This window comes from Vibrio agarilyticus (assembly GCF_012641465.1).
Taxonomy (GTDB): Bacteria; Pseudomonadota; Gammaproteobacteria; order Enterobacterales; family Vibrionaceae; genus Vibrio; species Vibrio agarilyticus.
The window spans coordinates 76,221-99,405 of record NZ_JABAIK010000002.1 but is presented as its reverse complement, the minus strand read 5'-3'; the positions used below and the strand labels follow the sequence as shown (position 1 = coordinate 99,405).

Below are 23,185 nucleotides of genomic sequence, written 5' to 3'. Positions count from 1 at the left end.
AACGATAATTAATGTGTTCAAATAGAACAATAAGACTAAAAGTAACTTGGCTTGATACTATAGGTATCGAATGGGTAAGTTATTATAATGTTAGCTGGCTCTCACACATCTCATCACATTGCTCATCTTTGCTCGGAGGCTTTGCTCGCTTGCCGCTTATCGGCAGTTTCAAATGGTTTAGGTACCATTATTTTTATCCAACGCCACCCAAGTGAAAGCAGTTGTGCACTGAAATACCCTGCCACGCAGCCGAAACTGTTTGTTTGAACATCTTGCCAAGAGAAACCACGGCTAGGGATGAAAGCTTGCGAAAACTCTTCCAAAACCGCAATGGCTAAAAGGATCAAAAGAAGACGTGCGCCAATAGGGTCATATTTTTGTTTTTTTGTTATTTGGGGAAAGGCCCAAGGGGCAAAAAGTGCGATGAGCCACCAAAAGCCGAAATGGAAATAAGTGGAACCTCCGAACCAGCGCTCCAACTCGATATAGATGAAGAAGTAGTAATGCGAGGTTTTCCATAAAGAAAGCGAAGCGGCGGTACAGATAATTAACGCTAGCGCATATCGAGCCATGCGAATTGAGAGTGATGCTGGCGGACTATCAGCATCTTGACAGCGGTTGAGCATCTTAGAACCTAAATATGAGATTTGAAACATTTAGAATAGCAATCAACCATCTATACGGTGTTGGCGAGTTGCTATAACGGATATAGTCTCGGTGTTTCATTCTCTAAAACGGATCCTAGTCACATAAATGGGGAGAAGGTGAATTTTTCGCTCTACCCGTCGTGCTTGAAGTTGCAGCGCTTTTCTTTCAAAAATTATGGGGCTGACTCCCACAAACCTCATCACTCTGTTCGTGAAGTGCTCAGAAGCTTCGCTCGCTTGCCGCCTAGCTGCATCTCCAAGATAACAACAGGTTAGAAGAAACTTTCATCAACGAAAATGATATCTCCTGCGTGCACGGGTACTGTCATGCTCACATCCGACAGCGTGCGACCACTTTTGTGGCGAGTTAAGTTAATGCCACCTCGCGAAGCTCTGTCGGTGAGTCCCCCGGCCAGAGCGATGGCTTTTTCCACAGTCATACCTGGACTGAATTCAAAGCCACCGGGCTGACGCACTTCGCCATTAACGTAAAATGGGCGGTAGCGAACCATACTGACCATCACTTTAGGATTCACCAAGTAATCGCCTTTTAAACCGCGACTGATCTCATTTTGCAGCTGATTAGTGGTTTTATCGATCACGCGAACCCTGCCAAGGTAGGGATAACTAATGTGGCCATCTGGCGAAACCAAAATGGAGTCCAATGACAGATTGGGCTCTCCATAAACTTGGATTGTGATAGTGTCGCCAGGGCCTATGGTATACAGAGCTTCCTCGGCATGAGCTGTGGTTGTGAATGTTAAAGCGATGACACTAAGCCAGTACCAAAATGTGTGACGCATAATAACTTTCCTTTTTAACGGCAACTCGGCTGGGGCGGTTTAATACGCATTCGAGCCAGTGAACCCTTTGAAAATGGTCATGAATATGATTTTAAGATCCATCCAAATAGACCAATGATGAATGTAGTCGAGGTCAAACTTCACTCTCTGCTCCATCTTGTCTAAGGTGTCTGTTTCACCACGCAAATTATTCACCTGCGCCCAACCGGTAATACCTGGTTTTACTTTATGCCTTAGCATGTAGCGTTCAACGATATGGCGATATTGCTCGTTGTGTGCCACCGCATGAGGGCGAGGGCCGACAATTGACATGGTGCCTTGAAGCACATTGAAAAATTGCGGTAATTCATCCAGCGAGGTGCGGCGCAGAAACGCGCCCAATGGTGTCACTCGCGGATCGTTGCGGGTGGCTTGCTTGACATCATCTCCCTGCTCTTGTGTGACCATAGAGCGGAATTTCCATACATCGATTTTGCGGCCATCAAGGCCATAGCGATGCTGCTTGAAGATCACCGGTCCTTTTGAGGTCAGCTTGACGGCTGCTGCAATCAGTAGCAATAGTGGCGAGATCAGCAGCAAAATTAGACTCGATAACACAATATCTTCTAAGCGTTTTATCACCGAAGAAACCCCTTCAAATGGCGTGTCATAAACGCTGAGGGTTTGCACTGCACCGATTTGATCCCAGCGAGAGTGCAGCAGATTGTAAGTAAAAAAATCGGGTAACAGATAGGTGTTGGCGGTCGTGTCAGAAAAATCGCGCAGAAACTTCGCAATTCGTTCTTTGGCATGCATCGGAAGCGCAATATAGACATAGTCAACCTCGCCATTTTTAGCTCGAATCAACGCTTGTTCGATACTGCCTTCAAGTGGGTAATTGGGTTCATTGGCAAGGCGATCACGCAGGCGCTCATCGTAAAAACCATCGAAAATCACGCCATGTTCGCCGTGGTGAGCCAGCTCTTGCGCAAGAGTGAGGCCATGGGCTGTCTGCCCAATAATAATCGCTTTGCGAGTGTTAAAGCCGCGTTGGCGCATACGTGACAAAATACGACGAAAACCTAAACGCCAGCTTATCAATGCCAAAGGTGTCACGATCATCCACCAGAACAAGGTGGTGTATTGATGAAACTCTTGCAGAAAGTAGAGACCGCTGGCAAGAATGAGACAAGTGGCAAGCCAGGCTGAGGCCGCTATCAGCAATTGCTTTTGAATGGTATTGGTGCGCCAAGAGCGGTAGAGCTGTGCGCTCTCGGAAAAGAGTAAAAAGAGCAAACCGGCAATAAAGGCGACCAATAAGTGATCTTTGGTCAGTTGAGTGGTGGAGTTTGTTGCGAACACGATCATCAAACCAAGAATAATCGCAAGATCAAATAGCCGATAGAGAAAGGCAAATTCAGACTCGTGTGAGCGAATGAAGCTTTTTTTATCCATAATCCGTTCCATCGATCCGTGAGTGATGCGGCTTTCACCCGAAAGTGTCATACATCATCAAAAAGGTGTTGCCCTTGAATTGTATAAACGGTTTTGTGTTTGATGAGGGGAATAAAGCATGAATTTGATGGGGATAAGATAAGTAAAAACTCATCATAAGGGGTGGCGCTTGAAGGGAAAGAGTGAGAAAAGTACCAAGCCAAAATTGGTTTGGTACTGTGTACTAGCAGCAGGTTCGCGCCTTGGCGAGTGCGAACTCTCGACTGGACGGAGCCCAACCAAGATACTGCAGCAAGGTGTAATGACTGGTCTGTTTTATCGCAACTTTGCGCAATAAGTCGGCAAAGGTATCATCACCACCAAAGCAAACTTGAATGTATCGATGGATCTCCTCATCGGAGTATCCGCTTTGACACAGTTGTCGCACCCATTGGTACTCGACTGAATTCAAATTCGCTAAAGTGCGCTCATTTAATGTAATGGGAATGGTGTTCACAAAATACGTAGCTGGTGTTTCTCGGCTTGTGGCATTTAAGCAAACGAAGATGAACTTTCGATGACAAAAGTGAACGATGCGTATCGCTAAAGCTCGATTTTCGCGATACGCATTCAAATTTTAAGGTTGCGGGGTCGGCGTAGTATCTTTGGGATTGATGTGATGACGCTTTGTGCGCCATTTAATTTGTGACAGGATGACCCCTGTGATCACCATAAGTCCACCGACTAAATGGTAGCGATGGAATGTTTCGCCGAGGAAGGTGGTTGCAAGCGTGACGGCAACCACAGGCAGCAAATTCATAAACATTGAGGTAGATTCCGGGCCGATTTTGTCGATGGCTTGAATCCACAACCAAGGCGCAATGACCGAAGCGCCGAGCGCCGCGTAAAAGATGAGTGGCAGAGCCGCATTAGACGGAATAATGTCGTCACTGAGAAGACATAACGGCGCGAGCATCACCATAGCAAAGAATCCCTGCATATAGATGAGGGTCCAATTGCTGAGCGGCATTTTCCATTTTTTCAATAGCACGCAATAGGCCGCATAGACAACTGCGGTGATCACCATGAGAACATCGCCTTGCGTGGGGGCTTGGTGAAAAATAAACATGACATCGCCTTTTCCCAGCATGTAAGCCAGCCCCCAAAGCGAAATGCTTGCGCCGCAAAGAGTGAGTTTAGAGAGGCGCTTTTTGAGCAAAGGCACCGCGAAAAAGACGCTAATTAACGGCACCAGCGAAGAAATTAACGCCATGTTAGAGGCGCTGGTGGTAAGCCCTGCGTAATAACCTAACGATTGGTTAATCGCCATGCCAAGCAACGCCAAAATGGCGAGCTTTGATAAATATGGCCGAATTGTTGGCCAGTGTTTGAGCACTTTGGGCAGGCAAAATGGCGTCATGATCAACATGGCAACCAACCAACGATGAAAACTCATTGCGCCGGGATCAATTGTAGCGGCGGCCATTTTGTTGACAATGGCGTTACCGCCCCAAATAAAAACAGTGATCAGCGGAAGAAGGTAGATCATGTGATGAATATCGCGATTTTGGGATTGAAAGCTAGTTTGACACGTCTTTATAATGAGAAGTATCACTGGAACGACATCAAGCGCGATAGGAAGACAAGTTTGAGAAAAGCCAAAAGAACACTTCACCCCTCGTTATCAATTCACGCAGCACCCTCTGATGTGTTTATGAATTTTGAAGCTTTTCTATCCAACACAGAAACACGAGTACATAGCCACCCATGGGGCCAAGTGCAGCTTATCAGCGGTGGTATTTTAGAAATGGATGTTCAAGGTACCCGATTTCTCGCGCCACCTCATTTGGCGATTTGGGTGCCGCCGGGCGTGATGCACTGCAGTTTTAATCGTCGGCCGCTTGAATATTGCTCGCTCAATATTGCAATTCCACTCACTGGCGAATTTCCTTCTCAAACCAGCTTAATTAAAGTGACGCCGATTGTGCAAGCCATAGTGGAAGATTTTCGTCATCGAGCGATTAATGTCGCCGAGACTGAGGCGGACAAACGCTTGGTTCAAGTAATGCTGGATCAATTGGCGACACGAGAATCTCAGCGGCACTTTCTGCCAACCTCGGATCATAAATATCTTGCCCCCATTTTGGCCGCTGTTGAAGAAGCCCCTACCGATAACACCAGTTTGAAAGAGTGGGCTGATAGGGTTCACACCACAGAGCGAACGCTGGCACGATATTGCCAAGCAGAGTTGGGCATGAGTTTTACAGAGTGGCGCTTGCGTGTGCGTTATCTTTACTCGATGGAGTTGCTTCGAAAAGGGCAAACCGTCAAAGAGGTTGCGTTGACGCTCGGTTACAATCAAGCCAGCCCCTTTATCGCCATGTTTAAGAAATATTCGGGTCTGACTCCGGAACAATATAAAAATCGCCTAACCGCACCGGTTTGAATGATCTTGGGCGAGTCAATAGTTCACTTTACAAACAGCGCTATGAAAAACGGGGTAAGATGGTAATTCAATGCAGCTTGTTCACTTACACAAGCTGCATGTGTGAGTGTTTGCTATACCCGTCCCACTTGAAGTTGCAGCGGTGTTGACTGGCACTCACAAACCTCATCACATAGTTTATCTATGTTCACGAAGTGCTCAGAGGCTTTGCTCGCTTGTCGCCTACCTGCATCTTCAAGTTGTTTGGGTATATATTCTCGAGTCAGCTGGGTCGAGATCCAGTTTTAAAAATTGGCGCACTCGTATCGAATCTGGGCTGGTGAAAAATTTCTCCGGCGGATTCTTTTCAATCAAAATGCCTTTCTCGAGAAAGACGACTTGATCAGAGACTTGACGCGCGAATTCCATTTCATGGGTGACAATCACCATGGTGTAGCCCTCTTTTGAAAGAGTTTTCATCACGGTGAGAACTTCATCGACTAACTCTGGGTCAAGCGCAGATGTTGGCTCATCAAAAAGCAGTACTTCGGGCTCCATCGCTAATGCACGAGCAATGGCGACTCGCTGCTTTTGCCCGCCTGAAAGCATGTTGGGATAGCTGTCGAGCTTGTGCGACATGCCCACTTTTTTCAGTTGAGTTTCAGCCATCTCTTCCGCAGCCGCTTTTGACCAATGCTTGACGTGGATGAGCGCTTCCATCACGTTTTGTTTAACCGTAAGGTGTGGCCACAAGTTGAAGCTTTGAAACACCATGCCAATACGTTGGCGCATTTTAGCCAACTCCTTATATTTGGCCGGCTTATTAGTATCAGCATCAACGCCGATACGTTTATCACCAATGTAGATAGCGCCGCGCTCTGGCTGCTCTAACCAATTGATGCACCGCAGTAAGGTAGATTTACCTGAACCTGACGAACCAAGAATACTGACCACTTCGCCTTTTTTGATATTGAGGTTGATGTCTCTGAGAACTTCGATGCCATCAAACTGCTTTGACAGATTTGTGATTTTGATGATTGAGTTTTGCGGATCTGGATCTGGATCTGGATCTGGATCTGGATTTGGGGTTTGTGCAGAATCTTTCATTTCGACATGGTCACGGCTTGCCGAATCGAAGAGATGCAGCTCGGCGCACGCTTTATGCGAGCATTCTGGGATTTCAGGTGTGGTATCAACCGATTGTTTAAGCATGACTTAGCCCTCGTTGCTGCACTTTGCTCAGTGCGAGTTTTGTTATTTGTTCAACTGTAATACTGACCATCCAATATAAGCCTATGGCGACGATAAAGGCGTTGAGCGGAATAAAGTAAGTTGACTGAATACTGTTGGCCGCTGCGGTGATTTCGCTGACGGTAATAATGCTCAAAAACGCGGTGTCTTTGAGACAAATGATGAGCTGGTTGGCAATCAGTGGTACCGATTTAAACAGGACACTGGGCGCAATGACGCGAGTGAAAATCTTAAATTTTGAAAAGCCGCAAGATTGAGCCGCCTCAATAAATCCCTCATCCATCTCTTTTCTTACACCACGAAATATTTCGCAAAAGTACGTACTGTGATAAAGACAAAGTGCGACTAGCCCTGCCGTGATGGCGTCCATGCGAATTCCGATTTGCGGTAAACCGTAGTAAAGCAAATACGCCAGGATGAGAAATGGCAGGGTTCTCATTAGGTTGATACTGCCTCTTATTCCATATTTCAGTGCGTTACTGCCATTTTCAAGCGCACTCAATAGTGCCAGCCCGATAAAAAAACTGATCACAGAGGCTGAGACAAACAGTATGACGGTTGTGAGCAGCCCGTCGGTAAAGAGCTCTTTTTGATCCCAAATGATTTGCCATTCACTCATATTGGTTTCTCCTAGGCGGCTAAATGGTTGGCTTTTTGTTCAGCCATATGTTGCAGCTTAATCAGTAAGCCGATGATGCACATGTAAAGCGCAGCAGCACATAAAATCGGTCCAAGTGGCTCATAGGTCACAGCAGCGATGCGGTTAGTCACGCGCGTGAGGTCGACCACACCAATGACTGCAATTGCTGGACTACCTTTGATAAGAAAAGACATTTCATTGACGAGTGCGGGTAGACTAAAAATCACCATTTGCGGAAACATAATACGGCGAAAGTAGACCCATCGTGGCATGCCGATCGCTTCTGCGGCCTCACGCTGCCCGTTTGAAAAATTCAAAAATGCGTTGCGCCAGATCTCCGCATTAAACGCGGAGGTGTTGAGCGTCAGGCACAAAATGGCAGAAAAGTGTTTATCAAGGTTGATACCAAAAGCGGGAAACGAAAGGAAAATGAACAGCGCCAATGTGACTAACGGTGTCGCGCGGGCCCAACTGACATAAGCGCCAAGAAGCGGATCGATAAAAGGGATTTTAGCCATTCTAATTAAGGCAATGATTAAGCCTATGATCACGCCAAGCGCGATGGAAATAACAGAGATCCAAGCTGTCGTCCATGCGCCCTCCAATAATTGCATCCATGCGTAATAGTCCATATTGTTTGCACCCTCGTTGAATGTTTAGGTTCGGCTAACGTCAAGTTGATGTCGTGGCGTTGGGCTTGCGACCGAGTCACAAGCCCAGCGGTGGCGTTTGACGACTAGCTTGGGTTGACGGCCGTTAGAGAATGGTATTGCTCGACGGATGTAATTGGCTCGATAGGCAGTTGTTCAAACGATTCACCGAACCATTTTTGTTGCAGTTCAGCGAGACGACCGGTCTTTTTCAGGTGTTTGAAAAAATCGGTTAAATAAGCCAGAAGCTCAGGATTTTGTTTGGGAACGGGCCAGCTTACAAAACCAGGGCCAGAGACGGCTTCCCCTTTCTTGAAAATCTTTGATTTGGTTTTGACGACTTCATTGACCGAAACAATGCTATTAATCACGTAATCGATACGCCCGTTGGCAAGATCGGCATAAGCTTCAGGGTAAGACTGATATTCAATCACTTTACCGAGGGATTTTCCTTGTGCTTCCAGCATGGTTTCAAGTTCAGGCAAACGCTCTAGCAGCGCGCTGCCAGCTTGAAGGCCGACGGTTTTGCCGCCTAAATCTGACACGCTTGAAATGGAATCATCTTTAGCGCGAGCGAGAAAGTAGTGCTGAGCCGAGGCAATTGGCGGGGTGAAATCGAACACTTGCAGACGAGCGTCCGTTACGATAGCCCCTGTAAGCGCAAGATCGTACTGACCAGCGGAAACTGAGGCGAGTAGACCTGTCCAGGGGAGGATATCTTGCTTTACGTCAAATTTGGCGTATTTTCGAAGCTCATCAAGAAGATCTTTGTTGATACCACTTGGCTTGCCTCGAGCAATATAGTTAAACGGCGAGTAGTTGTCTTCGGTTGCGACCTTGAGTACGCCGGATTTTAATACATCAGGAAGATCAGCACTGATGGCGTTTGCCGATGTTCCCATAGCGAAAGCGATAGCCGCGAGCGAAAACCATTTTTTTAGATTGATTCCATGTCCCATATATCGATCCTTTTTATTTTGTGAACGTTTTTCTTGAACGTTTTCAATTTAGATATTTATGAGGGTGATGAGGTAGAGCCAATTTCAAAATCGTAATGGGACAGCTAATTATTAATACCTATTAAATTTATGGTCTATTTTTTGCTGTTATACATCTTTGTCGGTTAAGGGTGATATTTCACTCAAAAATAAGAAGGTGACATAGTGGCTATCGACTACCAGTGTTTTATTGAATTTGACTCAAATCGAAGCCTGCAAGAACAGGTTCGCGAATATCTGGTTAACGCTATTTTAGTCGGAACTTTCGTACCGGACCAAGCCTTGCCCTCATGCCGTAAGCTGTCACAGCAGCTGAAGGTGTCACGCAATACGGTCTCGTTGGTTTATGAAAGTCTGCTTGATGATGGGTATTTAGTTAGCCGTCCAAGAAGCGGCTATTATTTGTCTGATAGTTATAAAAAGAATCACGATGAGAGTGATATACATATCAGTGGCGATGAAGAAAATAGTGCAAGTGTTGCACCAAATTGGCACAGTAAAATAAAGGTCAACACCCATCAATTTCCGCGAATTGTTAAACCGAGTCAGTGGAGCTGTTATAAATATCCATTTATCTACGGTCAGCCCTATATTGATGAATTTCCACTTGCCCATTGGCGCGAAGCCTCAAGGCGCGTTATTGCCGACTCTCATGATCACAGTTGGCTGTGCGATAAAGTGGATAAAGATGTCGCGCTTTTGGTGGAACAAATTCGTACGAGAGTTTTGCCCCAAAGGGGGATCCACGCCAATAATGATGAAATATTAATAACGATAGGTTCCCAAAATGGCTTGTATCTTTTGTCACAGCTTTTAATGGATCGCAACTCTCGTGTTGGGGTTGAAAATCCAGGCTATAAAGAGGCTTACAACATATTTGGCTTGGCCGGAGCGCAATTGCATCCACATCAAGTCGATGAAGAAGGGCTCAAACTCAATTCGCTCTCGCCAATGTGTGATTGCTTTTATGTCACCCCCAGCCATCAAGCGCCGACTGGGGTCACTATGAGTCCACAGCGCCGGAAAGCGCTGTTAGATTTAGTCTATCGAAACGATGCCATCCTTATCGAGGACGATTACGACTCCAATAGCAATTTCGAACTCAATCCCGCACCCGCACTTAAGGCGCAAGATAAATCTGGTCGTGTGATTTATGTGAGTAGTTTTTCAAAGATATTGGCGCCCGGGCTAAGACTGGGTTTTATTGTGGCGTCAGAAGAGCTGATTTATGAGCTGCGAGCGCTGCGCCGTTTGATGTTTCGGCATCCTCCGACTCGATTACAGATGGAAATGGCGCACTTTATTGCTCAAGGGTATTACGACAGCTTTGTGCGGCGCTTTCGTGAGAATACACGCCAGCGCTGGAATATTATCAATGAAGCGGTATCTCAGTATATTCCCTACTGTGAACGGCTCGCTAAAAATGAATTAAGCAATGCTTTGTGGCTACAAACGCCCGATCGCGTTACCAGTCAAATGTTGGTCTCTAGGGCTGCGCAGCATGGCGTATTAGTGGAAACGGGTCATTCGCATTTCATGACGTCAATAAAGCCGAATCGGCAATCTAATGATGTAAGCCCACTCACAACCAGCAAAATGTCGATGAGTCACGATGCTAATCGATATTTTCGGCTTGGGTTTCACTCGATTGATAAAGACCGCATCCAACCGGGTATTATCGAGCTTGCTAAGGCATTTGATGGTCTGACATAGCGATGTTTTTTATTCGATGGTCTCGTTTGAGGCCGTTTGATACGGCAACGCTAAGCTGATTGCTTGGCGCTGCCGTAGTCGTTTAATCACGTTAGTCGAACTGGGCGAGAACTTCATCGATGATCGCAATGCCATGCTTGATTTCATTGGGTTTGATGATCAAAGGTGGCGTGACATGAATTCGGTTATTTACAATAAAGGTGAGTAGTCCAAGCTCAGTGAGTTTTTGTTTTATTTGCCCCATTTTCGTGTTGCTTAATGGCGTTTTGGTCACTCGGTCTTCAACCAACTCAAGGGCCCAAAACATGCCTTTTCCGCGAATGTTACCAATGACGCTTCGTTTTTCCATTAACGCACTTAAGGCTGGGCCAAGAAGTGAGCTTCCAATTTCATCGGCATAATGAACGATCCCTTCTTCTTCCATCGCATCGATGGTTGCGACAATCGTTGCCATCGCTAATGGATGTCCAGAGTAAGTGAGTCCGCCCATAAAAAATTCTGACTTAAAGAACTCACAAATGGGTTCGCTGACAATCACCCCACCAACCGGTACATAACCTGAGTTTACCCCTTTGGCAAAGGTCACCAGATCTGGCGTAACATTGAAATGTTCAAACGCAAACCATTTACCTGTACGGCCAAAACCGACCATAACCTCATCAAAAATCAATTGAATACCATGCTGCGTCGCAATGTCGCGCACTCCCTGTAAATAGCCTTCAGGCGGTAGCAAAAAACCCGCGGTTCCAGGAATCGTTTCTAATAAAATCGCGGCAATAGAGCTTGGGCCTTCACATTCAATCACTCGTGTTAGGTGCGATAGCGCGCGTTCGCACTCTTCTTGCTCTGATGTTGCATTAAATTCGGTGCGATACAGATAGGGATTAAAGAAGTGCACGTGACCACGGCTGTATTCATTGGGAACACGTCTAAAGTCTCCCGTGGCAGCAATGGCAGCTCCGGTATTACCGTGGTAAGAGCGGTAAGCCGATAGAACTTTGTCACGGCCGGTAAATTGCCTTGCCATACGGATAGCATTTTCATTGGCATCGGCCCCAGCGTTAGTAAAAAATACCTTCTTGAAACGGTTTGGCACTCGCTCAAGAATCCGCTTCGCTGCCAGGCCGCGAGTGATATTTGCCGTTGCTGGAGCGACAGTGGCGAGAGTATCGGCTTGCGCTTTAAGCGCGTCAATCACCTTGGGGTGCTGATGGCCAATATTGGTGTTGACCAGCTGACTGCTGAAGTCTAGGTACTCTTTTCCGTCGAAATCCCACATGGTGCAGCCTTGTCCTTTCGCAATCACGATAGGGGTAGCACTTTCTTGAATCGACCAAGAGTGAAATACGCCTTTATCGAGCTCAATCACATCTTGATTAGTGATCTCAGATGATAACAAATCCATTTTAATTCTCCTGTGCAATAAGATATACCCAAGTGACTTCAAGATGCTGGATTCAGAGCCGACTCACTGGGCTGAGGGCAAGGCAAACAACGCAGCGAAATAGCCAGTCTATTTTCAAGTTGTTTAACGCCGCTATCGGTTCAGTGATTGGCTCCCGAAGGGCGAGCTGCCTTGGCTTATCAGCTTTGTTGACGATTTTCAATTGAGAATCACTCAATCATCAAATCCTCGCCTCACTGACAAACCAAGTCATTCTCGCTGAACCATGCATCATGAAGTTACTTGGGTATAGCTCTTGATGGTGAGCCGTAACGCTATCTTGGCGAGAAATTGGTAAGCAGACGTAGTGTCAGTTTAAAAAAAGTTGTGGGTCAGTGCCGTCATGCTTGTCTGCCCAAATGGAATTAACAAACTGGCTCTATGGTATTGAAATCAATATCACTACAGTGAAAGCACAAAAAGCATCTGGTGGTATTCACGCAATGGAGTTGCAAAGTCATGACTTGGATAGAACTCGGTTTTGCATCATTTATGATTGTGTTTGCGGGCATCGTTCGCGGTTATTCGGGATTTGGTTTTGCCGTTATTGCAGCGCTTTGTTTGAACTTTTTGGTTGCGCCACTCGAGTCAATTGTTATCGCGGTCGCACTCGATTTATTGAGTAGTCTGAGCTTAATTCGGAGTGCTAGCACTCAAATAGATAAGCCGTTAGTCACAAAGTTAATTTCGGGAATGCTGGTTGCAACGCCTTTTTCATTATGGGTTGTGTCGTACATATCGGCGGATGGACTAAAGTTTCTCATTGCGGGTTTATCCATGACGGCAGGTGGGCTGATCATGTTGGATTTGAGACTAAAATGGCTTGATGAGCGTTATTCGTTCGCGGTGGGCGCTGTCTCGGGGTTTGGTATGACCGCAGGCTCTGCCGGGGGGCCACCACTTATTTTGTACTTGTTAAACCTGATGATGGAATCTAACCAGCTTAGAGCCACCGCCATTGTGTTTTTTATGGCAAGTGCTTCGACATCGATAATCGGCTTAGCCATCATTGGTGCGGTTGATGGGCAGTTAATCGTCACGAGTATGGGGCTGCTTCCATCGGCACTCATGGGAAATTTGATGGGAAAAAAATTGCATCAATGGTTGCCAGAGTGGCCTCCACGACTGACCACTGCGCCGATCCTCATGGGCTTAGCACTTATGACATTTTTACTTTAATAGGGAAGATTGAAATGAAAAAAATTGCTTTTATTACAGGGGCAACCTCGGGCTTTGGTCGAGCTGCTGCACGGAAATTTGCCAGTGAAGGGTGGTCTTTGGTGCTCTCTGGAAGACGGTTAGAGCGATTGGTTGAGCTTAAAGAGGAATTAGAGGTGCCCACTCATATTATTCAGCTCGATGTGCGAGATGCGGATGCGGTCAAAAGGGCGGTGGCCGAATTATCCAGTGAGTTTTCGCAGGTGACGACACTTATCAACAACGCCGGTTTAGCTTTAGCGCCTGAAGGGGCTGATAAGGTCGATTTAGCGGATTGGCACACGATGATTGACACAAACTGTACCGGTCTTGTTAATGTCACTCATGCCTTGCTTCCCAAGCTGATAGAGGTTGGCGCAGGCAGTACTATCATCAATGTTGGCTCGATAGCAGGGCAATGGCCCTATCCCGGTAGCCATGTTTATGGTGCGACTAAAGCGTTTGTCAAACAGTTCAGCTACAACCTACGTTGCGATCTTTTAGGTACCGGTGTGCGAGTGACGGATCTTGCACCTGGGATCGCCGAAACCGAGTTCACGTTAGTGAGGACCAAAGGCGACCAGTCTGCGTCGAATAATTTATATCAAGGGACGACGCCTTTGAGCGCAGAAGATATCGCCGAGCACATGTTTTATATCGCGACACTGCCAAATCACATAAATATTAATAGAATTGAAGTGATGCCCACTCGTCAAGCCTGGTCGCCATTTGCGATTGATAGAGATTAGGCTTTGCTCAGGTATTATTGGCGTGATCTATATCACCATCAGGATGAATCCGTTAGAATGGGCGCCAGCTACCGATGAGTAAGGAGTCCTGCATGAGCCATGAATTCATGTCAGAAGAAGAACGTATTGAATTGCAAAAAAACAACCCACTGCATGGTCTCAAGCTTGAAGATATGCTGAAACAGTTGGTTGACCACTATGGGTGGGAGATCTTAGACGCAGCAATGCGTATGAACTGCTTTAACACTAAGCCCAGTATTGCAAGCAGTGTCAAATACCTGAAAAAGACCGAATGGGCTCGCGAACGGGTTGAAAACTTTTATTTATATCGCTTTAAGCGTATGCCGAAAGCGTCTGAATATGAGTACTCTCTTCCACCACGAGCTCGTACGTTCCGTCATGGGCTGGAGCCTCGCGAGCCGATGGAACTCACCGTTGAGTCGATTTTGGCTTCCCAAGCCAAAGCCGCATCAGCTCATAAAGAGCGAGCGGCAAAACAACGTTCAGATCGCGCGCGTTTTCATCGCAACCGATAATTTTTATAACTTGGTTATACAATAACCCCGCTTGAAATAGCGGGGTTGTCTGATATTCCAGTCTGTCACGTTATTGATGAAAATAAATCACTTCTGATCGCATACGCACTGCGTTACATTGCGTGCTTTATCCCCTTCCTACTTGAAGTTGCTGCGTTGTTGACTCGTACTCACAAACCTCATCACATAGCTCACCAATGTTTAGATACATTGGTGCTCAGAGGCTCAGTGCGCTTGCCGCAACCTGTGATTCCAAGTTGTTTGCGTCTAGGATGTCGAAAATGATGACTGAATTTGAAAAAATGATGGCTGGTGATGATTTTGATGGTGGCGATCCATCGATTGATTCAGTTCGCAGCTGCGCGGCTGATCTTTTACATAAACTCAGCCAAACGGCCGATGAAGAACGACGTGGCGTATTACTGCGTCAGTTAATGGGCTCACTTCCTGACTCAAGTATGATCCGCGCTCCGTTTCATTGTGAGTTTGGTAAAACCATTTTTATTGGTGAACGTACGTTTATTAATATGAATGTGACCATGCTAGATGGCGCCAAAATCAGCGTGGGGAATAATGTTCTGATTGGGCCAAACGTGCAGTTTTATACCGCGGGCCATTCACTTAATTATCTGCAGCGTCGTCAGTGGGAGACATTCTGCAAACCGATCACGGTTGAAGATGATGTTTGGATTGGTGGCAGTGTTGTGATTACTCAAGGAGTGACCATTGGTGCACGTTCGGTGATTGCGGCTAATTCTGTGGTGAACTCTGATGTGCCGCCCGATACGCTCTATGGTGGCTCACCGGCTAAATTGATTCGCCACCTTAATCACGCTTCTTAACTTAGAGACGCCTCTTAAAATGAGGGGCGAACGTCCTTTTCCATTACGATAAATATCAACCAGTTTATGAAAACCGCTCATACTCTTATGTTTGCCAATGAACCGACGTAGCATGAGGCGTGTTGATTTTATGTTGAGGTTGTGTGATGAAAAAGGGTGTAACGCTAAGTTCAGGTAACGTCATAGACAGCATTGGGCTTGGCACATGGAAAAGTGAGCGACCAAAAGAGGCGTACAATGCGGTGCGTAGTGCCATTGATTTAGGCTACCGCCATTTTGATTGCGCCTCTGGTTATGGCAACGAAGCTGAAATCGGTGCCGCATTACAAGATGCGATTGTGGCGGGTGACGTTCAGCGAAGTGATCTTTTTATTACTTCTAAGCTTTGGAATGCGCACCATTATCCCAACGATGTACGCCCAGCGCTTGAGAGAAGCTTGGCCGATCTAAAGCTGGATTACCTCGATTTGTACTTGATGCATTGGCCTGTCGCGATAAAGCCGCATGTTGGCTTTCCCGAAAAAGGGGATGATTTTATCTCTTTAGAGAACTTGCCTATTGAAGTCACATGGGCTGCGATGGAGCAGGCTGTGACGCTGGGCTTAGTGAAAGATCTTGGCGTATCGAACTTCAGCATCAAAAAATTACAAGCATTACAAAAAGCCGCAACAATACCACCCGTTATGAATCAGGTGGAATTACACCCGTACTTACAACAAAATGCGCTCGTTGAATATTGTCAAAGCCAACGCATCGTCGTGACCGCGTATGCGCCATTAGGCTCGGGCGATCGGCCTGCAATGTTGTGCAAATCGAACGAACCGACGCTTATGGATCATCCGGTGGTTCAGAGTATTGCGCAAGCACATCAGGTCACGCCTGCCCAGATATTAATCGCATGGTCGTTGCATCGTAGCAATGTGGTGATCCCCAAATCGTCTAGTCCTGCGCGGCAAGCGTTGAATCTTGAGGCTCGGAATATTGTATTAACGAGTGAGGATATGCTTCAGTTATCTCGCTTGGATTTACATTACCGCTATTTGGATGGTTCATTTTGGGTGATGCCAGAAAGCCCGTATACCCTGGAAAATCTGTGGGATGAATAGCCCGCTTAAGAGGCACTCAGAGGCTTTGCTCGTTTCCCGCCTATCTGCATCTTCACCTGATTTGGGTATCAGTTTCGAATTTGACGCTTAAGTTTCTTTACTATCGGGAGATTGTTTTATGTACTGCAACCACTGATCAAAGTATTTTTCTTTGCCCAGTGAGTTGGGGCGATAATACGAGCGGCCAACAAGCTCATCAGGCAAATATTGCTGGTGGACAAAGTGATTTTGGTAATGGTGGGCATTTTTGTAGCCTTTGCCATTTCCGGTTTTCTCAGTGTGTCGATTGAGGAAGTCGCGTATATGCAGCGGTATCGCTTTCACATTGGTGCTGTGAATGTCTTGCTTGACTCGTTGAATGGCTTGATAAACGGAATCGCTTTTGGGCACGCTAGTGACATAAATGGTAGCTTGCGCAAGGGCGTAAAGACATTCTGGCATACCGACAAACTCAACAATGTGCGCGGCATGGGAGGCGATCACCAGAGCTTGAGGGTCAGCCATTCCGACTTCTTCGCTTGCGCAAACAATTAAGCGGCGGGCGATAAATTTGGGATCTTCGCCAGCTTCAAGCATCTGCAACATGTAATAGAGCGCGGCATCAACATCACTGCCTCGAACACTTAAAATATAGGCGCTGATTGTGTCGTAATGGCTGTCGCCATTTTTATCGTATCTTAAAGCTTTTTGCTGAATGCACTCTTCGGCCACCGAAAGCGTGATCTCAATTTTCCCTTTGGTTTTCTCTGTGGTTAGGCTTGCCAGCTCAAGTGCATTGAGTGCGTTTCTCACATCACCATTCGCAGCATGAGCAAAATGCTCTCGTGCCTTGCTACTGAGATGAATGGGCTGTTGTTTGAGTATGCTGTCTTGAGTAAGGGCACGTTTTAGCAGTTGCTGTATTTGAGCTTCACCCAACGGATTGAGTCTAAAGATGCGTGAACGAGAGATCAGTGCATCGTTTAATTCGTAGTAGGGGTTTTCCGTGGTAGCCCCAATTAAAATCACAATTCCGCGCTCCACATGAGGCAAAAGAGTATCTTGCTGCGCTTTATTGAATCGGTGTATTTCATCAATAAACAAAATGGTTTTTTGATTTTGCATCGCAAGTCGATGTTGCGCGCCATCGACCACGTTGGCGATGTCACTTTTCCCAGAATGGGTCGCGTTGAGTTCTGCAAAATGGGCCTTGGTCATGTTGGCAATGATTTTTGCTATCGTGGTTTTGCCAGTGCCGGGAGGCCCCCAAAGAATGGTAGAACTGAGTAAATCGGCCTGAATTGCTCGATATAACAATGTGCCTTTGCTTAAAATCTGCTCCTGACCAAGAATCTCATCGAGCGTTTGCGGCCGCATTCGCTCGGCGAGCGGCGCACTATTTTTGTCTATATCAAATAGCTCCATGATGACCTCGTGATTCAGTATGATATACCTAAACCACTTAAAGCTGCAGGGTTGTTGGCTAGCTCTCACAAACCTCATCACATAATCGCCTATGCTCAGGGGCCTTGTTCGTTTGCCGCCTAGCAGCATCTTCAAGTGGTTTGGGTGCAGGGTTTTGCCCAGTCGCTATGGCGATAACTTCAGTGTAATGGACGTTCGTGAATGAAAATAACGACATGACGACATTCGCAAAATTGGGCGTTTTTGAGCGTGCAGTTCGAGAAATAATCGCAAAACCTCCCTTATGCGGCTTAAGTTGGCGTAGCCTATAAATGACAAGGGTTATCGAGCAGAAGGCGATGGAAACACTTACGTTAGAGCAGGCGAGGAAAATGGCGCTGCTTTCGCAAGCACTACCAGTGGCGAAGTGGCAGGGCAGCGCTTATCAAAAAACAGTTCAAGTGATTGACACACTAGGCTATGTGCAAATCGATACGATTTCTGTGGTGCAGCGCGCTCATCATCACACATTGTGGAGTCGCCATCACGGCTATCAGCCAGAGCACCTTGAGCGCATGGTAAGAGAAAAAGCGGTCTTTGAATATTGGTCGCACGCCGCTTCGTATCTCACGATGCGTGACTTTCGCTTTTCACTGCCGCGCAAACACGCGATAAAGTCCGATAAGCAAGGGCATTGGTTTAAGAAAGATCTTAAGTTGATGGCCTATGTGCTCGATAAAATTCGCGCCGAAGGCCCTTTGATGGCAAAGGATTTTGAATCAAGTGTCATTAAGAAAACCGGTTGGGAGAGCAAACCAACAAAGCAAGCGTTGGAGATGCTCTATATGCAGGGCGATCTCATGATTGCCGAACGACGAAACTTTCATAAGGTTTATGATTTAACTGAGCGCGTGTTGCCCGCATCTGTTGAGACTCGCATCCCTACCGCCACTGAACACGCGCATTTTTTACTTCTCAATACCCTGAATACTCACGGCATCGCAAAATTGTCGGAGATGGTCTATCTGCTTAAAGATGTGAAGGTCAATGTTCAGCGTGTTATTGAGCAAATGCTTGAGCAAGGGGAGCTGATACCAGTCTCGATAGGGCAACATCGGTATTACACTCAACCAAGCCGTTTAGCGGGGTTAAATCAGCGTATAAATCGACGGCTGGCGCGTATTTTATCGCCATTTGATAATCTAATTATTCAGCGTGATAGGTTACGTAATTTATTTCAATTTGAGTATTTATTGGAATGTTATGTACCAGCCGCCAAGCGTCAGTATGGCTATTTCGTTCTGCCTATTTTGTGGGATGGTCGCCTTGTGGCGAGGGCCGATTGTAAAGCACATCGAAATAGCGGGTGGCTTGAGGTTCATAAGCTCTACCTCGAGCCACGGCTTAAACAGCGTGACGCCTTTGAAGCCGCGCTCGACCAAGAGTTAAGCGCGTTTGCACAATTTAATGGTTGTGAGCGCTATACCCGTCACACTTGAAGTTGCAGCGGTGTTGACGGGTACTTATAAACCTCATCACATCGTTTATCTCGGTTGACGAAGAACAAAATCAAGCCCGCCGACAATGGCGGCAACTTGAGCATCATTACACTCTTCATCGGTGACTGATGGGCTATCGGGATACACTTCGGTTGTGGTGCCATAAACGCATTGAGTAACGCCACCACACAAGCCAAGCTCCACCATGGGGTAGTAAATAACGCCATGTTGCTCAACAGGTGCACCAATGATGTTGCCATTGTCATCGGGCGGCGCGATATGAGTTACTTGCTCTACCGATTGAATGATGGCTGCTTGGAACTCATTTTGTGGATTGAGCGTGTCGGCGACGGTATAAAACCCATCAGGAATCACATCAGGCTCATACTCTTTGCCGTCCCGAGCGCACAGCGCGGGGCGAAATTCGCTTTCATCGGTGTCGGTGGTTTCGTGCAAATCAAAATGAACCAGAACCTCGCCAAGTGTGGCAACCAATTGGATGAGGCTCGCCGACTCTTCAGCAGGGCTGTTTTCGTAAAAGGAGCGGTTTGGATCAAGTGCATTTGGGTTCCAGCGATTGATGGTTTCATACCCCCAAGGGCTCACGCAAGGCGCGGCAATGATGTTAAAGGCGTCTTGATACTCCGCCGCGCGCGTGGCCATAAATTTGAGCGCCCCATGCACGCCGCTGGTTTCATAGCCGTGTACCCCGCCTGTGATAAGCACAGTGGGTTTGGCTGCATCCCAATTACGACTTTTGATGCAATAAAGCGGATAGCGCGCCGTATCGTAAGACAGAGCGCCATATTGGCTCACGTCAAATTGTGCTGCGAGTGCAAGGATTTTCGGAACGACTTCGTCTTGGTATTGGCGTTTAATGGTCGTTTGATTGCGCCACGCAAGGTGCTCTGCATCGCCCCATGGTTGGCCCAGTGTGCCAATAGGATAAACGGTGGTGTTGTCCATAGAATTGTTCATTTCTCTGTGTTGTTGATTGCACTTAACGCGACATTAAGCCTAAGTGATAAAGCTTGAATAAAGAAGGCAAAACTCAAGAGTAAGTTGTCACAGGAAAAGTGCAAGGATTACCGCATCTCGATGCTCAGGGAGAGTAAAACGCAGGCGATGCCTGCGTTTTTAAGCATTGGCGTGTCGGTTATTCGCTAACGGACCACTCGATGGTCTCTCCGGCGCGAATCGGCACCACAATATCGCCACCAAAAGGCATGGTAGCAGGGACTGTCCAGCTTGATTTGCTCAAGGTGACAGTGTCTTCATTGCGAGGTAAACCGTAAAAGTCTGGGCCGTTGTGGCACGCAAAGGCTTCAAGGTTCTCAATCTTACCTGCATTTTCAAACACTTCAGCGTAAAGCTCTAGCGCAGCATGCGCGGTGTATGAGCCAGCACAACCACAGGCAGACTCTTTCGCGCCTTTGGCGTGTGGCGCTGAGTCAGTGCCTAAAAAGAATTTTTTACTACCACTGGTTGCTGCAACGATTAACGCTTCTTGGTGAGTATTACGCTTGAGGATCGGTAAGCAGTAAAAATGCGGCTTAATGCCTCCTACTAACATGTGATTGCGGTTAAACAGCAAATGATGCGCTGTGATGGTTGCCGCCACATTTTCGTTGGCGTTTTGCACAAACAGCGCTGCGTCAGCGGTGGTGATATGTTCCAGTACCACTTTGAGGTTGGGAAAATCTGCAACAAGCGGGGCAAGCACATTATCAAGAAACGCTTTTTCTCGGTCAAAAATATCAATATCGTGGCTTGTGACTTCACCATGCACTAACAGCAGCATGCCAACGTCTTGCATCGCCTCGAGTACGGGATAAATATTCTTAACGTTGGTTACGCCAGAGTCGGAGTTGGTGGTCGCTCCTGCAGGGTAGAGTTTGGCCGCAACCACAGCGCCAGAAGCCTTGGCCTGACGAATATCGTCGGCGGTGGTGTTATCGGTCAAATAAAGTGCCATGAGTGGCTCGAAACGAGCGTTAGGATTATGCGCATTAATGCGCTCACGATACGCCAGCGCCATGTCGGTATTGGTAATTGGTGGGACGGTGTTTGGCATTATCAGCGCGCGGCCGTTATAGCGGCTAATGTCTCGCACCGTATCGGGTAAAACGTCGCCATCTCGTAGATGAACATGCCAGTCATCCGGACGGGTAATGGTTATTGTCGTCATCGCTCTTTGACTCCCCATATGTTAGATTTTAATAATAGGATGTGAAACTATCACAAATTGAGGTACTTATGAATAATTTAGACGGACGCGACGCGATACCATACGCTCGTTTCAGTTCAGATCAGTAAAGTGGCGGTGATAGTCTCAAACGACAGTCAAATGTATTTGAGAGATTCGTCAGTAAGAATGACGTTAATCCACGTTATGACTTAGCAATGGATGACCAAGGCAAGTCAGGATATAAAGGAGAACACATACTAGAAGATTCTGCATTAGGTGGCTTTCTAAAGCAGTTAGTGGATGGTTCACTAGTGCTTTCAAAGAACCCAAAACCACTACTAGTAGTTGAGCAAATAGACCGACTAACGCGACTCAAACCATCAAAAGGTAAGAAACTAATATCACTATTGCTAGAGTATGTTGATATTTGCGTTGTGGAGCCGTCTGGTACGTCATATCAACTTTATGCGGATGATGGTGACGATGAGAGTCTAGGTTCAGATATTATGCTTATTGTCGTTATCTATAGCGCATACAAGTACAGCGCCAACTTGTCGAAACGTATTAAGAGTGCTCAGAAACGTTCATTAGCAGACTCAGTAACGAAACGAGTTGCTACCAGATTTGGACGATTACCGTTTTGGTTGGTCAGAGACGGTGAATACTATGCAGTTGTGGATAAATGGGGTGATATTGTCAAACGTGCTTTCGACCTCTTATCGAAAGGCTTAACGTCAAACCAAATCGCAGACATTTTCAATGATGAAGGTTTGGAGGTGCCAAGCAGCAAGCGTGAAAATGATGGCAAAGGTGTGGTGATACCAGATCCTAAATCTGTTTGGACTATTGCGCGTATATCCCGTTTCTTTCGTGATAAGCGCGCCATTGGTGAAGTTAAACTTAAACATCATGATGCACCGATAGATCTATATCCAAGAATAGTTAGTGACGCAACGTTCTATAAAGTTCTTGAACTTGCCAGTGGAAGACGAAGAAACGTTGTTGGCAAATTGACAACGGTGAAAGGTCTATTAGCTAGTTACTCATACTGCTTTAGCTGTGGTGCTCGTATGCACGTTGACAAACGCACTAGACCAAGTGGTTATGTTGATGTAAGACTAAGATGTTCGTCAGTTGCTCAGAAGACATTGAAGACAAGAGATTGCGATTGTACTTATGCAAGTCGTGAGTTTGAACGAGTGTTCCTCGAAATGGTAGTTGACCGACTGAGCGAAAGTGATGTTGTCAAAGAGAGCAGGGATGATGAGCGTGAAACGTTAAAATCAAAACTGGCGACTTGCGAGAACGAGATAAAAGAATTTGAAGCATTACTTAAAACATCAAATGCACCGTCTCTATTTCGTGGTTTGGCTGTTCAAGAAGACTTGAAGAAAGACCTCGAACGCCAGCTAGGTTTACTAGCAAAATCTCAACCAGTGGCACTCAAAGAGAACTATAGACGCATAGTTGAACTTGCTAATGAAGCACTAGATCCACTTAACATAGAAGTTCATACGATGCTGAGAAGTATCATCGAACGAGTTGAGATTTATAAAAGTGGTGACAAAAACTCAGTGCTACTAGTTGAACTTAAAAGTGGTATTCGTAGACAAGCAGTAAAAGTAAAAGACAAGTGGACTTTCATTGAACTTGAGCCACTAAAAGAACTAGAAGCAACTGCAAATTAATGTAGGTCAATTA

Annotated in this window: 22 protein-coding genes; 9 read left to right on the top strand and 13 right to left on the bottom strand. The window is 46.4% G+C overall.

Annotated features, from left to right (window positions below):
• Positions 1-122: 122 nt before the first annotated feature.
• The 5 genes from HGP28_RS02415 to HGP28_RS02395 all read right to left on the bottom strand — a co-directional run bounded on the left by HGP28_RS02415 (position 123) and on the right by HGP28_RS02395 (position 4,412).
• Positions 123-656 carry a VanZ family protein gene (locus HGP28_RS02415; protein ID WP_246225511.1) on the bottom strand — a complete coding sequence of 178 codons (534 nt, stop codon included), beginning with the start codon at positions 654-656 and terminating at the stop codon, positions 123-125.
• Positions 657-919: 263 nt separating this feature from the next.
• Complete coding sequence (locus HGP28_RS02410; protein ID WP_168834851.1) at positions 920-1,450, bottom strand: polysaccharide biosynthesis/export family protein; 531 nt, start codon at positions 1,448-1,450, stop codon at positions 920-922.
• A 39-nt stretch (positions 1,451-1,489) separates the two neighbouring features.
• Positions 1,490-2,884, bottom strand: a complete 1,395-nt coding sequence (locus HGP28_RS02405; protein ID WP_168834850.1) for an undecaprenyl-phosphate glucose phosphotransferase — start codon at positions 2,882-2,884, stop codon at positions 1,490-1,492.
• 223 nt (positions 2,885-3,107) lie between these two features.
• Positions 3,108-3,380: a hypothetical protein gene (locus HGP28_RS02400; RefSeq protein WP_168834849.1), complete on the bottom strand. Its 273-nt coding sequence runs from the start codon at positions 3,378-3,380 to the stop codon at positions 3,108-3,110.
• A gap of 120 nt (positions 3,381-3,500) precedes the next feature.
• A complete protein-coding gene (locus HGP28_RS02395) occupies positions 3,501-4,412 on the bottom strand; it encodes a DMT family transporter (protein ID WP_168834848.1) in 912 nt (303 codons plus the stop codon).
• Between the two features lie 3 nt (positions 4,413-4,415).
• On the opposite strand from HGP28_RS02395, the gene HGP28_RS02390 reads away from it, so the two are divergent.
• Positions 4,416-5,309 carry an AraC family transcriptional regulator gene (locus tag HGP28_RS02390; RefSeq protein ID WP_439333831.1) on the top strand — a complete coding sequence of 298 codons (894 nt, stop codon included), beginning with the start codon at positions 4,416-4,418 and terminating at the stop codon, positions 5,307-5,309.
• 234 nt (positions 5,310-5,543) lie between these two features.
• Here HGP28_RS02390 and HGP28_RS02385 read toward each other — a convergent pair whose 3' ends face one another.
• From HGP28_RS02385 to HGP28_RS02370, 4 genes are all read right to left on the bottom strand, one after another.
• On the bottom strand, positions 5,544-6,500 hold the full coding sequence (locus HGP28_RS02385) for an amino acid ABC transporter ATP-binding protein (RefSeq protein ID WP_439333817.1): 957 nt from the start codon (positions 6,498-6,500) through the stop codon (positions 5,544-5,546).
• Positions 6,493-7,158: an amino acid ABC transporter permease gene (locus tag HGP28_RS02380; RefSeq protein WP_168834846.1), complete on the bottom strand. Its 666-nt coding sequence runs from the start codon at positions 7,156-7,158 to the stop codon at positions 6,493-6,495. Before HGP28_RS02380 ends, HGP28_RS02385 begins: the two co-directional genes overlap by 8 nt.
• An 11-nt stretch (positions 7,159-7,169) precedes the next feature.
• Positions 7,170-7,811 carry an amino acid ABC transporter permease gene (locus HGP28_RS02375; protein WP_168834845.1) on the bottom strand — a complete coding sequence of 214 codons (642 nt, stop codon included), beginning with the start codon at positions 7,809-7,811 and terminating at the stop codon, positions 7,170-7,172.
• A 104-nt stretch (positions 7,812-7,915) separates the two neighbouring features.
• Positions 7,916-8,731 (bottom strand): transporter substrate-binding domain-containing protein, encoded by an 816-nt coding sequence (locus HGP28_RS02370; protein ID WP_246225534.1) that lies wholly within the window; start codon positions 8,729-8,731, stop codon positions 7,916-7,918.
• Between the two features lie 261 nt (positions 8,732-8,992).
• Here HGP28_RS02370 and pdxR point away from each other — a divergent pair, with 261 nt between their 5' ends.
• Complete coding sequence (gene pdxR, locus HGP28_RS02365) at positions 8,993-10,540, top strand: MocR-like pyridoxine biosynthesis transcription factor PdxR (RefSeq protein ID WP_168834843.1); 1,548 nt, start codon at positions 8,993-8,995, stop codon at positions 10,538-10,540.
• 91 nt (positions 10,541-10,631) lie between these two features.
• On the opposite strand, the gene HGP28_RS02360 is transcribed toward pdxR, so the two are convergent.
• Positions 10,632-11,945: an aspartate aminotransferase family protein gene (locus tag HGP28_RS02360; protein ID WP_168834842.1), complete on the bottom strand. Its 1,314-nt coding sequence runs from the start codon at positions 11,943-11,945 to the stop codon at positions 10,632-10,634.
• Positions 11,946-12,443: 498 nt separating this feature from the next.
• Here HGP28_RS02360 and HGP28_RS02355 point away from each other — a divergent pair, with 498 nt between their 5' ends.
• The 5 genes from HGP28_RS02355 (at position 12,444) to HGP28_RS02335 (ending at position 16,414) form a co-directional block, all read left to right on the top strand.
• A complete protein-coding gene (locus HGP28_RS02355; protein WP_168834841.1) occupies positions 12,444-13,163 on the top strand; it encodes a sulfite exporter TauE/SafE family protein in 720 nt (239 codons plus the stop codon).
• Positions 13,164-13,177: 14 nt separating this feature from the next.
• Positions 13,178-13,930 carry an SDR family NAD(P)-dependent oxidoreductase gene (locus HGP28_RS02350; protein WP_168834840.1) on the top strand — a complete coding sequence of 251 codons (753 nt, stop codon included), beginning with the start codon at positions 13,178-13,180 and terminating at the stop codon, positions 13,928-13,930.
• Positions 13,931-14,037: 107 nt separating this feature from the next.
• Positions 14,038-14,466 (top strand): VF530 family protein, encoded by a 429-nt coding sequence (locus HGP28_RS02345; protein WP_168835082.1) that lies wholly within the window; start codon positions 14,038-14,040, stop codon positions 14,464-14,466.
• Positions 14,467-14,750: 284 nt separating this feature from the next.
• Positions 14,751-15,308, top strand: coding sequence for a sugar O-acetyltransferase (locus tag HGP28_RS02340; protein WP_168835081.1), 558 nt, complete (start codon positions 14,751-14,753; stop codon positions 15,306-15,308).
• 146 nt (positions 15,309-15,454) lie between these two features.
• Positions 15,455-16,414 (top strand): aldo/keto reductase, encoded by a 960-nt coding sequence (locus tag HGP28_RS02335; RefSeq protein WP_168834839.1) that lies wholly within the window; start codon positions 15,455-15,457, stop codon positions 16,412-16,414.
• An 87-nt stretch (positions 16,415-16,501) separates the two neighbouring features.
• Here HGP28_RS02335 and HGP28_RS02330 read toward each other — a convergent pair whose 3' ends face one another.
• A complete protein-coding gene (locus HGP28_RS02330) occupies positions 16,502-17,818 on the bottom strand; it encodes a replication-associated recombination protein A (RefSeq protein WP_168834838.1) in 1,317 nt (438 codons plus the stop codon).
• Between the two features lie 338 nt (positions 17,819-18,156).
• Between HGP28_RS02330 and HGP28_RS02325 the strand changes: the two genes are divergently transcribed.
• Positions 18,157-19,296 carry a winged helix-turn-helix domain-containing protein gene (locus tag HGP28_RS02325; RefSeq protein WP_168834837.1) on the top strand — a complete coding sequence of 380 codons (1,140 nt, stop codon included), beginning with the start codon at positions 18,157-18,159 and terminating at the stop codon, positions 19,294-19,296.
• 45 nt (positions 19,297-19,341) lie between these two features.
• Here the strand turns inward: HGP28_RS02325 and HGP28_RS02320 are convergent, their stop codons facing one another.
• Both HGP28_RS02320 and pyrC read right to left on the bottom strand, forming a co-directional pair.
• Entirely contained in the window at positions 19,342-20,262 is a 921-nt protein-coding gene (locus tag HGP28_RS02320; protein WP_168834836.1) for a M14 family metallopeptidase, read from the bottom strand.
• Between the two features lie 190 nt (positions 20,263-20,452).
• Entirely contained in the window at positions 20,453-21,484 is a 1,032-nt protein-coding gene (pyrC, locus tag HGP28_RS02315; protein WP_168834835.1) for a dihydroorotase, read from the bottom strand.
• A 215-nt stretch (positions 21,485-21,699) separates the two neighbouring features.
• On the opposite strand from pyrC, the gene HGP28_RS02310 reads away from it, so the two are divergent.
• Positions 21,700-23,172: a recombinase family protein gene (locus tag HGP28_RS02310; RefSeq protein ID WP_168834834.1), complete on the top strand. Its 1,473-nt coding sequence runs from the start codon at positions 21,700-21,702 to the stop codon at positions 23,170-23,172.
• The last annotated feature ends 13 nt before the right edge of the window (positions 23,173-23,185 follow it).